Genomic DNA, 12,572 nt, shown 5'->3' on the forward strand with positions numbered 1-12,572 from the left:
GGGAATCGTCATGGAAGTACAAGTGGAAGGCAAAGTCATCCCTATTTCACATCCGGATAAAATAATATGGAATGAAGCCGGTTTTACAAAGGCTGATTATATCCGCTATTTATTAGAAGTCTCCGATTTTCTGCTTCCTTATACAAAAGACCGGATGCTGATGTACTGGCTGTATCCACATGGCATTCACCGATCGAAAGTGGAGAAGCGTTCGAGACCGGAAAAAGCACCGGAGTGGCTGGTAAGCATTTTTTACAAAGAAAAAGAACGAATAGTACTTCATGATAAAGCGACTTTATTATGGCTTGCCAATTGGGGGGCGCTTGAGTTTCACGTACCGTTTGATCAATATACCAAACGCGATTTTCCAACAGATTTGGTGTTTGATTTGGATCATTCTCCGGAAGGATTTGGGGACGTCCTTGAAATCTCATTGGTACTGAAAAAGGTATTGGACGGGCTTGGCCTACACTGCCATGTGAAAACATCCGGAAAAACCGGTTTACATCTTATTGTCCCGATAGAACCTCTGTTTTCGTTCGAAATGACGAGAAGAATAAATCATTTTATCGCACAGTATATTCATGAAAAATATCCAGATAAAGTAACCTTAGAGAGGGTAAAAGAAAGAAGGGGAAACAAACTTTATTTTGACTATCTCCAATTATGGAAAGGAAGGACAATCGCTGTTCCTTATGGTCTGCGGGCTATAGAGAAGGCAATGGTATCGACCCCGGTCACATGGGAAGAAGTAAGTTCAGGTTTTCACCCGAGTGATTTTACTCCATCTGTTGTTCTTCAGAGGATTCGAGAAAAGGGGGACCTGTTTGCAACGACGCAGAAGATTAAAGAAGAGAACACTTCACGTGTATACGAGATATTATCCTTCACAAAAAAACCTTAGACTACATTTCAAAATGAGTAGTATAAGCCTTTTTTGCTTCAAGGGTTATATAGCCAATTCAAAAAAATCCATTAGAATTTACTCCCATAATAGTACATTGAGCCTGCATCTCTAATGTGTTTTTTATTTTTTTAAGGTATAGCTTATTAAATTCATAAGTGATAAAATATCTTGTTGTGTTTAACCGAAAATACTTAAATTTACCATCCCACTAGAGGGTGTGGCAGTAATTCATTCACCAGGGCAGAATAGAAAAACCAGGTGAATCAGGGGGAAAAGACATGAGAAATAAAATAATGGGAGCATTGCTGCTGGTGACGGTTCTTGCTGCGATGGAAGGAACCATCGTCAGTACAGCTGTACCGCGGATCACCAGTGATTTGTCGGGAATTGAGCTGGTGAGTTGGGTATATGCCATCTATATGCTGGCAACGGCAGTGTCCGCACCGATTTATGGGAAGCTTGCGGATTTGTTCGGACGTAAAAAAGTGATGCTGACAGGGATTGTTATTTTCCTTGCGGGTTCTGCACTGTGCGGACTAGCCCAGTCGATGGGGCAGTTGATTCTTTTTCGCGCCATTCAGGGTCTGGGGGCAGGAGCTGTTATGCCAGTCACGATGACCATTATCGGCGACCTGTACACCGAAACCAAAGACCGGGCAAAAGCACAAGGCTGGATTAGCGCGGTTTGGGGTGTAGCCGGGGTTCTCGGTCCGCTGATGGGTGGTTTTTTGGTGGATACTCTGTCCTGGCGCTATATCTTCTTTTTAAACATTCCGTTTGGATTGGTTGCATTTATTATGCTCGCAGCGAACTATAAGGAAGATATCGAAAAGGTAAAGCCGTACATCGATTACAAAGGAGCGGCTATTTTTTCCGTAGGAACCATCGCCTTCTTGTATGCCCTGTTGCAGGGAAGCCAGTCGCAGGAGTGGGGAAGCCCGGTCATCATCGGCTTGTTCCTCTTTACATTAATCGCTTATATCGGATTTTATGGAGTTGAACGAAGATCGCCTGAGCCTTTGATCCCGCTTCATCTCTTTTCCAACCGGAACATTTCACTGATCAACCTTTTAACCCTGCTCGTTGGCGGAGTCGTTATCAGCATTACGGTTTATCTTCCGATCTGGAGCCAGGGGGTTATGAGCAAAAGCGCGACGGAGGCAGGATTTGTATTGATGCCGATGCCAGTTTGCTGGACATTGGGGGCTATTCTTTCTGGCCAGCTTGTCGAGCGTATGAAGCCTAACTGGATCATTACGTTGGGAACGGGAATCGTAACTGCCGCTTCATTGTTCATGTTCTCGCTGACGGCCGATTCTCCTTCTGCCTTTATTTACATGGCAACAGGAATGGTTGGACTGGGCATGGGGCTCATTACCCCGATTTTTATGCTTACGATCCAATCGTCTGTCCAGCAAAAAGAACGTGGAGTTGCAGTGGCACTGAACACCTTTACTAACACGTTCAGCCAGACATTGGGATCGGCGATCTTTGGTACCATTTTCAACCTGACTCTGCTTTCTGAAGCAAAGAAAAAAGGCGAGGGAGACCTGAATTTCAACGCCTCGTTCAGCGAAGGTCATGTACCAGCGGACAAGCTGTCAGAGATGCACGGAATCCTTGCTTCTGCCGTTCATGCCATTCATGGCGGAATGCTTCTGGCTGCAGGCTTGAGCTTTGCTGTATCATTTGCTTTAATCAAACGAAGAAAATCTAAGAGCCAGGAGTATCAATATTTAAAGCATGGATAAATCGTCCATGCTTTTTTTATGACAAATTTTCTCATAAAAGGGTCAAAGGGCGTAAAGAATAGATAAAGAATCTAACTAAGACACTCGCATAGAGTGTGGACGGAAATGGGTGCAAACATGAGAGAAGATTGTGATAGCTCCTCGATGAAAGAGCAAATAGTGAACCATCTCCAGCAGGTTAATCAGAGGATTCAGCATTTTTTACACTCGCTGGAAACAGAGAGTCATTGTTTATTGGGAGATCTTGAGGAACTAAAAGGAGAAATTGAACAAACCCAAACCGTTGCAGCCTCCTTTTATTTGAATTGTTATCTTTCCCCTTACACGGAAAAATTTCTGGAGATCTCTACTTGTATTCAGCATCTCTCCAGTCAAAGACATGGCGCTTTAATCGTAATTGAACGGGAAGAGCCTCTTGAAGCATTGATCAATGCAGGAAACAAAATTGGAGCGGATCTTACGTTTCCCCTGCTGGAATCCATTTTTTATCCCGGCAATCCCCTGCATGATGGAGCGGTATTGGTTAGGGGAGAGACCATTGTTTCTGCTTCAAATGTGCTGCCGGTATCCGGCATAGAAGCAGGAAATAAAAAATTAGGGACCCGTCACCGGGCTGCTATGGGTTTAACAGAAGTGTGCGATGCACTTGTTCTCGTAGTCTCTGAAGAAACAGGAAGAGTCTCGTTTGCGGTGGGAGGTAAGCTATATCCTATTAGTACTTCCAGTTCTATTGTTTAGTTCTATTATACGTGGGGATGAATATACTCCTAAGGATTTCCTATTTCCTTATGAAAGGAAGGCTGGACATGCTGAAAAGCTGTAAAACCTGTAACAATGGATTGGTTTTGCCTATGATTGATATTATCTCTGTTTATCATAAGGGAGCAAGTCTTTACATCCATAATGTGCCTTATACTGTTTGCACCCACTGCAATACCCATGAATTTGTGGATCATTTATCCGAAATCAAACAGGTGGCCAAGAATTTGAATGATGAACACGGAAACCGCACGTTTAAATATGAAACTGTTGAGATCAAGGAAAAGGGGGACAAGCCATCCGTATTTTTATTGGGGGCGCTGGTTGGTGAATCGGGTGCACTATGGTATGCGAGTAAGGATATAAAATAAATGTTAAGAGATAAATACTTGGGTAGCAAACCTTGGATTTATCTCTTAAAAGTTGTTAATCATAACTTTTGCACATAATAGCCGATGATCCTTTGAAAAAAAGCATTAATGGCCGGTGATAAATATCGGTTCTTTAAACGAGTTACGTATACCGTGCGTTGTAATAATGAGGAAGGGATTTTTTTACAAACAATGGAAGGTTCGTTTTGGCGAACTAAGTAATTTTCAGGAATCAAAGTAAGTCCCAAATTCTCTCTAACCAATGTTAATGCAGTTTCAAATCGTTCGATTTCAAATTTAATTGAGGGAGATACTTGTTCATATTCAAACACCTTCAAGATATCATCCCTGGTTTGAAACCCTTCAGTACTAATAATAAAAGGTTCGTTTTCTAATTCTTTAATGGATAGTTCATCTCTTTGTGATAAAGGATGATCCTGATGAATTAGCAGCACTAAATTCTCTTCATATAACGAGACGGATTCTATGTCTGCTTCATTGATGAATTGGTTTGTAATAATAATATGTGTATCATATTTTCTTAACGAATCGATTACATCTTGTTTGCTTAGAACTTCGATTAATTTCACCCGCATGGTCGGAAAACAATTACAATATTCACGTATAACTTCTGGTAACCAATGTTTCACCGACTCTATCATTCCTATCACAAGTTCTCCGTTCCCCAACTCCTTTACTTCCTTCATTTCTTTTTCCAAAATATCCAATTGAGAAAGCAAGGGCATAGTTTTTTTATATAGTATAGCTCCTGCATCCGTAAGACTGATTTTACGAGTATTCCTCTCAAAAAGTGGTGAATCAACAATCCTTTCAAGATTTTTAATTGCAGTACTTAAAGAAGGCTGTGTAATGTGTAATTTTTCTGCTGCTTTTGAATAACTAAGTTGTTCGGCAACAGTCACAAAATAATACAAGTGTTTGATATTCATTAAGATCCCTTTCAATTTATAAATTAAAACTATAAATATATTCAAATTATATATTAGTTTTTATAAATACAAAACTATATAATTGGTTTATATACGAATATTTTAAAATGTTCAGAAAGGGATGGGGTTGATTTGCAAAGAAAATCAGTGACTAATTGCTGGAGTGGAAGAATTGACCATAAAGAACGAAAAAGCAGCTTCCGTTACCACCAGATGGTCGAAGTAGTAGACTCGAGAGAGCTGGTTAAAAAAGTGGATGATACGTGTGTCTTAATCGGTTTTGAATGTGAAGAAGGCGTAAAAAGAAATCAGGGCAGATTGGGGTCTGCAAAAGCACCAGATGAAATTCGAAAAGAACTTGCCAAACTTCCTTGGAGATTTAAAGAGGATGTACGTTTATTGGATATTGGCAATGTAACTTGTACTAATGGAAAACTTGAAACAGCTCAAAAGGATCTGGGTGAAAAAGTTTACCATGTTCTTAGCAAGTCTTTGGTTCCCATCATCATTGGAGGGGGTCATGAAACATTGTATGGGCATTATCTGGGTGTTCGTCAATGTATAGGACAGGAAGCAGACTTAGGTATCATAAATTTAGACGCACATTTCGATTTGCGTTCGTATGAAACCTCATCTTCATCAGGTACAATGTTCCGTCAGATCCTTGAACAAGATCAGAATTGCAATTATTTTGTGTTGGGTATTCAGCCATTTGGTAACACTCAGGAATTATTTGATACAGCGAAAAAGTTGGATGTGCGTTACATGATTGAAGAAGATGTCACGATGAATAACATCAGTAATATTGAGGAATCAATCCATGCATTTATAAAGCAACACGATTATGTTATTTTGACACTTTGTACAGATGTATTGAATGCTGCATTCGCTCCTGGTGTCAGTGCCCCTTCACCATTTGGATTAACCCCTGATATGGTTAGAATGTTAATTCGCAAAATAGCCTCTCATCCTAAAGTACGGTCATTTGATCTTTGTGAAGTGAATCCCGAGCTGGATGAGGGCGGAAGAACCGTTAAGTTAGGGGCTTATTTTGTAAATGAAGCCATTGTAGCAAATACGGAGGAACATACTTTATGACAATAACCATGAATCAAGTGAATACAATCTTTTTGGCTGTAGGATTATTGGTATTAGGTACATATATGGTGGCTAAAATTAAAATGCTAAAAAAGTTTTGCATACCTGCTCCTGTAGTTGGAGGGTTAATATTTGCTGTCATTACTACGATTCTCAAAGCAACCGGGCTTCTTGAGGTCACCTTAGATACATCTCTTCAAAGTCTTTTTATGTTAACTTTCTTTACTACAGTTGGTTTGGGTGCTAGTTTTTCCCTTATTAAATTAGGCGGTAAATTGCTGGTTATTTATTGGCTTGCCTGTGGATTTTTAGCTCTTGCACAAAATTTAATAGGCATTTCACTGGCATCTTTATTCAACATTCATCCTCTAATAGGAATGATGGCTGGTGCAGTTTCAATGGAAGGGGGGCATGGATCTGCTGGTGCATTCGGCCAGACCCTTCAAGATATGGGAATTGAGTCTGCTTTATCCATTGGTATTGCAGCAGCAACATTTGGATTAATATCTGGCGGTTTGGTTGGAGGACCAACAGTAAAGTACTTAATTGGTAAATATAATCTTACGCCTACTGAATTGAATGAAAAGCAATCTTCTAAAGAAGAAAAGGTTGAATCAATTACTACAAATACCTTTTTTATTCAGTTATTAGTCATTACTTTTTGTATGGCATTGGGGACTCATTTAGGGGAATTATTCTCTTCAGCAACAGGGTTTGTACTTCCAAACTATGTAGGTGCCATGTTTGTAGCAGTTATTGTCCGAAATCTTATTGATATAAAAATGCCAGAAATTATTGATATGAAAAGCATTAATTTAATTAGTGATATCACTCTTGGCATCTTTCTATCAATGGCCCTTATGAGTATAAAGCTATGGGAAGTCGCTAATCTTGCCTTGCCAATGCTTATTATTGTACTTGTTCAAGTGATATTTATCGTAGTATTTGGTGTATTTGTCTTGTTCCGATTGTTAGGCAAAAATTATGATGCCGCTGTGATGGTTGCAGGATTCACTGGTCATGGCCTTGGTGCGACTCCGAATGCAATGGCAAACATGGCTGCAGTTACCGATCGATTTGGTCCTTCACGTAAGGCTTACTTAGTTGTTCCTATTGTAGGAGCTTTTCTCATTGATGTTTTTGCGATGCCTATCATTATAACTACAATTAATCTTTTGAAATAAACGCAAAGAGAAAAGTCTTATGTTAATTGGTCATTGATCCAACAGGATGAATGGCCTTCTTTGTTTCTTTTATTATTAGGACAGAGGAATATGTACTTTCAAATCAACTGCAATTTGGCTCGGAGTTATAACCATACGTGCTGTTGAGGGATATGGATTTCTGTAGTTAGTGGTACGTCCATAAGAAAAGCACTATAAACCAAATTTAGGCATTAATAGTTGAAGACGGGCAGGTATACTTTTTTATTTTTAATAGCATTTTCCTTGCAGGCATTTTTAAAGGAACGGGTGTCTGTGGATTTTAAAAAAGAAGGAAAGAGCTTATATAACGGATTCTGCTAGGTAATTCTTTATTTCCATGGACGCGTTAAAATGCTTTATGAATTCGGTGTTATTGTAAAATGTTAAAAAGCTGAAAGAAATATTATAAACAAGCAAAAACCCTGTAATTTAGTCGAACGGACTATATTACAGGGTTATTACAAGTAAGCTCTACTTAATAAGTCAAACCCCTGCCATACGGGTACAGGCCTTCAATTGAAACGGGCAGCTTTCCTCCTGGCTGGGTTCCAAAAATCACATCAACAGCTGCTTTCCATGAAGTTGGAACAGGTGAACCCCAACGCTCAACCGAGTATGTCGAAATGTAAGCGCCGACTTCAGGATAATCTTTTACATCATAAGGGAGGCCGAGGGAAACCGCGGCAACAGGCTTGCCTGTTTTTTGCAGTTCTTTTACCAGCTTTGCCTGTCCGGCAGGGAGCTCACTTGGAGAAAACGTTGGAACGATGATTTGGTCCGCTTGTTCAGCCAGCTTCACTGCCTGTTGAATTTCTGTTGTTGTTGAATCTTCCGAAGTGGTAAAGCTTTTTACATTTCCTGCCGATTTTTCATCGACCATGCTGGCAATACTGTTGATGAAATTGGTGGATCCGTAGATTTCCGGTCCTGTTACGAGTGTTAATTTTTTCTCGGTTGGATTAAAAGGGAGGACATTTTCATTCTTAACGAGCGTGATAGACTTTCTTGCAACTTCGGCAGCCGTTTCTTTATGTGCCGGTTGATTGACGGCTGTAACAGCCTCTTCAAGATCAACATAACGGTGGTCAAAAAGCTTATACTTGATCTTTAAAGCCAGAACTCTTTTTACCGATTCATTGACTCTTCTTTCGGATAATTGGCCGGATTTCATCGCATCACTTAAAGCATTAAAGGTTTCGAGTTGTTCATCCAGATTTCCAGTAGCCATCACAATATCCGCTCCGGCGTTTACCGCCATCACAGCCGCTTGTCCCGCACCCCATTCCTTGGCGATGGCATGCATGCTCATAGCATCCGTAACGATCAGTCCTTTAAATCCCATCTCATTTCTGAGTAACCCTGTTAACACCCTTTTAGAAAGCGTGGCAGGAAGGTCCTTGTCAATCGCGTTAATAATCACATGGGCTGTCATGATGGAATCGACTCCTGCATCAATGGCTGCCTGAAATGGAGGGAGATGTACGGTTTCGAGCGTTTCGCGGTCATATGTAACAGCAGCTAAGCCCAGGTGTGAATCCACACTCGTATCCCCATGACCTGGGAAGTGCTTAGCTGTTGCGACAACACCATTCTCCTGGTAACCCTTAATTTGTGCGGCGGTCATACTGGAGACGAGACTCGTTTTTTCACCAAAGGACCGTACACCGATAACAGGATTGGCAGGGTTCGTATTGACGTCAGCAACCGGTGAGTAGTTCCAATTAAATCCCGTTGCTTTTGCTTCGAGTGCCGTTATTTTGGCCACATCCTTCGCCGCTTTTGCTTGTCGTGTGGCACCAATACCCATTTGTCGAGGAAAAGGTGTTGCATCGGTGACATGTTGTTTTGTCCCAAATTCCAAATCAGCGGAAACCAACAGTGGGAGTTTTGGAGAGGTGTTGGCAGCCCATTTTTGCAGCTGGTTATTATATTGAGCTGTTGTACGGGCATCACGGGCACCATAAACGATAACAGAACCCGCTTTGTAATTTTGTATAAGCTTGCGGGTATCCTCATTCGGCATTTTACTTTCAGTGTCATGTGTCGAAGGCATGACAAGCTGTCCGATCTTTTCCTTATCTGTCATTTTAGTTATGATTTGCTCAATAACCTTATCTTTGGGAGACTTCACTGGACCGGTATTTCCATTTGATTGGTCGGCACTTGCACTAAGAGGTAATAAGAGAGTGGAACCCATAAGTACAGAACTGATAAAAGCACTCATCTTCTTCATTGCACTTTCCCTCCTTAGCATTAAATGTAATCGTTTTCAATGAAAGGGTAGCACCCTTGAACAAGAGGGGTCAATTGCCATTTACATAAAATAGAAAAAATGAATCGTTTTACATATTCATACAGGTGGATATCGGAAGATTATGGTAGATTGGTAGCGTGTATCAAAACGTTTTTGGATAAAAAGCATGAGGAAGGTCTGCCTAGTGATTTAAAAGAGGTTTTCACGTCTTTCACGAGGAATATAAAGCTTGGACGAATCTACTAAAAAGGAGAGTGGGAAAATGGATGTGTTCGTAAGCCAGTATGAGTGGATAAGGCGCACAAGGGAAACATTATTTCGTTATTGCGAAACGTTAGCCTATGAAGATTATGTAAGAGAGTTAGAAACATTTGGCGGTGACTCCATCCGAAACCTGCATGCTCATGTAGCAGATTGTTATCAAACATGGCTTGGAAATCGGGCTCTTGGGCATAAGCTGCCAGAAATTAAACCACAGACCATTAACTGTGTACAGGATATGCGCCAGATTTTTGCGAAAACAGATGATTTGGTTCTTGAATTTCTCCAAGAATATAAAGGGAATTGGGAAAGAAGCATTCAAATCACCAGGAATGGGGAGTGCTGGAAGATCACAGCATTGTGGCTGTTTACGCACACGGCTACCCATGAGTTTCATCATAAAGGACAGATTGTAAAAATCGGCAGGCAGCTCGGATATATTCCGCCAGATACGGACCTCATAGAAGAATTCATTCCTAATTGACAAGTTATTGGAAAGGAATGTCTAGTGTGAATAAAAAGCTGATTAAAAAGTTTAACCGTCAGGCTCAAACTTACGACCGAATGAGGGAAAACCAATTCCAACGAAAATGGAGGGAAAAATTAATTGGAGAGGCTAAAGGACATGTACTGGAACTGGCAGTGGGCGCAGGAGGGAACTTTCCGTTTTACAAGATCGAAAAGATCGATACCATTACTGCGGTAGATTTCAGCCCGGAGATGCTCGGGAAAGCAAAAAAAGCGGCCCGGCAATATCATCTTCCGGCAGCGTTTATTGAAAGCGATATTGACGAGCTGTTCTTTGAAAACCAACAGTTTGATTCGATCGTTTCTACTCTTTCATTTTGTGGATATTCCTCTCCTGCGCGAATCCTGGAAAATGTAAGTAAATGGTGTAAGCCAAATGGACAAGTATTGCTGCTCGAGCACGGAATCAGTTCTAATTTCCTTATCTCGACTTTACAAAGAGCCCTGGACCCCTTGGCTGTTAAAACCGTGGGTTGCCATCAAAATCGAAACATTATGAAGCTGGTTAATCACTCGCCATTGGATATTCAAAAAGCAGAACATCATTGGCTGAATGTTTTTCATCTTATTTGGGCCAAACCACGAAAAGAATAAGGAGTGCTCCAGATGAAGATGGCAGCAGGCTGACAGATACCTGCATTTATTCCATCATTACATAAAAAGCAAATATTATATGACAAAATTTTTAAAGGAGAGTTCAAAATGGGAATGTCAGACTACTATAAAAAACTAAGAGATCAAGTGGGTAATGAACTGATTTTTGTTCCGAGTGTGGCAGGAATTGTTCGAAATAAAGCCGGAGAGATTCTGTTTCAAAACAAAGGTACAGGAGAAAACTGGAGTCTTCCTGCCGGAGCGATCGAACCTGGTGAAGCGCCAGCAGAAGCATTGGTTCGTGAAGTTTGGGAGGAAACCGGCTTGCATGTTATACCAAAAAAACTATTAGGTGTCTTTGGTGGCAATGACTTCCGTTATCAATACCCGGATGGAAATAAAGTAGAGTACAACGTGGTTGTATTCGAATGTGAAGTTCAGTGTGGCGACTTAAAACCGATTGATCCTGAAACCTTCGAATTGCGCTACTTCAAATTGAACGAGACGCCGGAACTTGCTTTGCCATATCCTTCATCCATTTTTGAAAAATCATCTGATGGTGTATCCTTCCAGTGGAACAAAGAGTGGTTGGATAATTTGAAGATTCTTAAATAATTCTGCTTAAACAAGAAGAGATAATTATTATGCTCTTTATGGTGATCGTCAAAGCCTCGAAGAATTCCGAAGCCGGAGAATTGGTCGCCGGCTTCATTCTGATTGATGTGAAGTCTAGGGAAGAAGCCATCGAGTGGGCCATGCGGATGCCGGAACCGCAAGGACATGGGGAAGGCCAGATTGCATTACGTCAAGTATTAGATGCACCGGAGCTGACCGAGAATGCGGAAATGTTGGCCAAGGAAGCGGAATTACGTGAGCTATTGTTTCAAAACGACCGGATGCTTCAGTTGAAGAAGAACTGCGATTTTTGCTTTTTTATATGCCATTTAAGATGTCAGAAGAATTGATTTGCAGCTGGTCTACGTTTATCTTGGCTAGTTACAAATAATTATAATATCTCTCCATAACAAACTTTGAACGATCTCCTCGTACAACGCTGGAAGAAAATTCGATTGGCAATTCCTTTGCGGAATAAGTAATGGATTCCAGTAAAAAAGACGGGGAGCCTGCTGGGATGTTCAACAGTTCGCTCATGGCTTCATTGGTTAGAATGGGCTCGATGGATTCAACTGATCGGTGGATTTCGATCTCAAATTTGCCTCTTAACAATTGAAACAAAGACCCCGAGCAATCTTCCCGCTTCAAACCTGGTGCAACCTTCCAAGGGATAAAAGAGGTGGAATGCTGAAGAGGTTCTGTGCCTCCGTGACGCAAGCGTACCAGCTTGATGACTGGATCCTCTTCATCTATCTCAAGGGCCTGTGCCAAAGAATAATAAGCAGGGATGACTTCAAATGCAAGAACTTTTGAAAAAGACACAAGGCCGGCATCTTTCATCTGCTCTGAAAAGCTCTTCATACTTTGAGAAAGTGCCTCATTGATTTTCGGCTTTGAAACAAAAGTACCTTTTCCCTGAACGCGATGAATTTTGCCGTCCAATTCAAGTTGTTGCAATGCCAGGCGGATTGTTGTTCGGCTGACATCAAACATCCGGCATAATTCGGATTCAGTGGGAAGCTGGCTCCCAATCTGATACGTCTCATTTTTAATAAGCTCTAAAAGTTTTTCTTTAATTAAATAATATAAGGCAGTTCCCGGGCTTCTATTTATCATAATCTCACTCCGATTTATCTCTCCTACCTGAATGGTATATACATATGTTACAACAAATTTATGGATTTATACAAATTTATTGAATACTAGAACTATTACAGAAGAATTCTTTTATCCTAACTACTGTCGTTTTTATTGCAATTACTACCCTAAATTCCTTATT

Annotated in this window: 13 protein-coding genes; 10 read left to right on the forward strand and 3 right to left on the reverse strand. The window is 40.8% G+C overall.

Going from position 1 to position 12,572, the window contains the following annotated elements:
* Window positions 1-10 precede the first annotated feature (10 nt).
* From ligD to BLT53_RS06925, 4 genes are all read left to right on the forward strand, one after another.
* Window positions 11-904: a non-homologous end-joining DNA ligase gene (gene ligD, locus BLT53_RS06910; protein ID WP_090233697.1), complete on the forward strand. Its 894-nt coding sequence runs from the start codon at window positions 11-13 to the stop codon at window positions 902-904.
* A 281-nt stretch (window positions 905-1,185) separates the two neighbouring features.
* Window positions 1,186-2,658: an MDR family MFS transporter gene (locus tag BLT53_RS06915; protein WP_090233698.1), complete on the forward strand. Its 1,473-nt coding sequence runs from the start codon at window positions 1,186-1,188 to the stop codon at window positions 2,656-2,658.
* A 117-nt stretch (window positions 2,659-2,775) separates the two neighbouring features.
* A complete protein-coding gene (gene cdaS / locus BLT53_RS06920) occupies window positions 2,776-3,396 on the forward strand; it encodes a sporulation-specific diadenylate cyclase CdaS (protein WP_090236752.1) in 621 nt (206 codons plus the stop codon).
* A 68-nt stretch (window positions 3,397-3,464) separates the two neighbouring features.
* Window positions 3,465-3,788, forward strand: a complete 324-nt coding sequence (locus tag BLT53_RS06925; RefSeq protein WP_090233700.1) for a YgiT-type zinc finger protein — start codon at window positions 3,465-3,467, stop codon at window positions 3,786-3,788.
* Between the two features lie 59 nt (window positions 3,789-3,847).
* Here BLT53_RS06925 and BLT53_RS06930 read toward each other — a convergent pair whose 3' ends face one another.
* Window positions 3,848-4,738, reverse strand: coding sequence for a LysR family transcriptional regulator (locus BLT53_RS06930; RefSeq protein WP_090233701.1), 891 nt, complete (start codon window positions 4,736-4,738; stop codon window positions 3,848-3,850).
* Window positions 4,739-4,870: 132 nt separating this feature from the next.
* Between BLT53_RS06930 and hutG the strand changes: the two genes are divergently transcribed.
* Both hutG and gltS read left to right on the forward strand, forming a co-directional pair.
* Window positions 4,871-5,836 carry a formimidoylglutamase gene (gene hutG / locus BLT53_RS06935; protein ID WP_090233702.1) on the forward strand — a complete coding sequence of 322 codons (966 nt, stop codon included), beginning with the start codon at window positions 4,871-4,873 and terminating at the stop codon, window positions 5,834-5,836.
* Window positions 5,833-7,020: a sodium/glutamate symporter gene (gltS, locus tag BLT53_RS06940; RefSeq protein WP_090233704.1), complete on the forward strand. Its 1,188-nt coding sequence runs from the start codon at window positions 5,833-5,835 to the stop codon at window positions 7,018-7,020. The genes hutG and gltS overlap by 4 nt, the downstream gene beginning before the upstream one ends.
* A 496-nt stretch (window positions 7,021-7,516) precedes the next feature.
* On the opposite strand, the gene BLT53_RS06945 is transcribed toward gltS, so the two are convergent.
* Complete coding sequence (locus BLT53_RS06945; RefSeq protein WP_170834259.1) at window positions 7,517-9,274, reverse strand: glycoside hydrolase family 3 protein; 1,758 nt, start codon at window positions 9,272-9,274, stop codon at window positions 7,517-7,519.
* A gap of 283 nt (window positions 9,275-9,557) precedes the next feature.
* Here BLT53_RS06945 and BLT53_RS06950 point away from each other — a divergent pair, with 283 nt between their 5' ends.
* The 4 genes from BLT53_RS06950 (at window position 9,558) to BLT53_RS06965 (ending at window position 11,643) form a co-directional block, all read left to right on the forward strand.
* Entirely contained in the window at window positions 9,558-10,040 is a 483-nt protein-coding gene (locus BLT53_RS06950) for a DinB family protein (RefSeq protein WP_090233707.1), read from the forward strand.
* Window positions 10,041-10,066: 26 nt separating this feature from the next.
* Complete coding sequence (locus BLT53_RS06955) at window positions 10,067-10,678, forward strand: class I SAM-dependent methyltransferase (protein WP_244520368.1); 612 nt, start codon at window positions 10,067-10,069, stop codon at window positions 10,676-10,678.
* Between the two features lie 108 nt (window positions 10,679-10,786).
* Entirely contained in the window at window positions 10,787-11,293 is a 507-nt protein-coding gene (locus tag BLT53_RS06960) for an NUDIX domain-containing protein (protein ID WP_090233709.1), read from the forward strand.
* A gap of 29 nt (window positions 11,294-11,322) precedes the next feature.
* Entirely contained in the window at window positions 11,323-11,643 is a 321-nt protein-coding gene (locus BLT53_RS06965; protein ID WP_090233710.1) for a YciI family protein, read from the forward strand.
* A gap of 31 nt (window positions 11,644-11,674) precedes the next feature.
* On the opposite strand, the gene BLT53_RS06970 is transcribed toward BLT53_RS06965, so the two are convergent.
* Window positions 11,675-12,409 (reverse strand): GntR family transcriptional regulator, encoded by a 735-nt coding sequence (locus BLT53_RS06970; RefSeq protein WP_090233712.1) that lies wholly within the window; start codon window positions 12,407-12,409, stop codon window positions 11,675-11,677.
* Window positions 12,410-12,572 lie beyond the last annotated feature (163 nt).

The sequence above is a fragment of the Fictibacillus solisalsi genome (genome assembly GCF_900103485.1).
Taxonomy (GTDB): Bacteria; Bacillota; Bacilli; order Bacillales; family Fictibacillaceae; genus Fictibacillus_C; species Fictibacillus_C solisalsi.

Bases quoted from the DNA above. Each gene is read 5' to 3' on its own strand.
- BLT53_RS06970 (WP_090233712.1), bottom strand. From the start codon at position 12,409: ATGATAAATAGAAGCCCGGGAACTGCCTTATATTATTTAATTAAAGAA.
- BLT53_RS06965 (WP_090233710.1), top strand. From the start codon at position 11,323: ATGCTCTTTATGGTGATCGTCAAAGCCTCGAAGAATTCCGAAGCCGGA.
- BLT53_RS06930 (WP_090233701.1), bottom strand. From the start codon at position 4,738: ATGAATATCAAACACTTGTATTATTTTGTGACTGTTGCCGAACAACTT.
- BLT53_RS06925 (WP_090233700.1), top strand. From the start codon at position 3,465: ATGCTGAAAAGCTGTAAAACCTGTAACAATGGATTGGTTTTGCCTATG.
- BLT53_RS06945 (WP_170834259.1), bottom strand. From the start codon at position 9,274: ATGAAGAAGATGAGTGCTTTTATCAGTTCTGTACTTATGGGTTCCACT.
- BLT53_RS06915 (WP_090233698.1), top strand. From the start codon at position 1,186: ATGAGAAATAAAATAATGGGAGCATTGCTGCTGGTGACGGTTCTTGCT.
- ligD (WP_090233697.1), top strand. From the start codon at position 11: ATGGAAGTACAAGTGGAAGGCAAAGTCATCCCTATTTCACATCCGGAT.
- cdaS (WP_090236752.1), top strand. From the start codon at position 2,776: ATGAGAGAAGATTGTGATAGCTCCTCGATGAAAGAGCAAATAGTGAAC.
- BLT53_RS06960 (WP_090233709.1), top strand. From the start codon at position 10,787: ATGGGAATGTCAGACTACTATAAAAAACTAAGAGATCAAGTGGGTAAT.
- BLT53_RS06950 (WP_090233707.1), top strand. From the start codon at position 9,558: ATGGATGTGTTCGTAAGCCAGTATGAGTGGATAAGGCGCACAAGGGAA.
- gltS (WP_090233704.1), top strand. From the start codon at position 5,833: ATGACAATAACCATGAATCAAGTGAATACAATCTTTTTGGCTGTAGGA.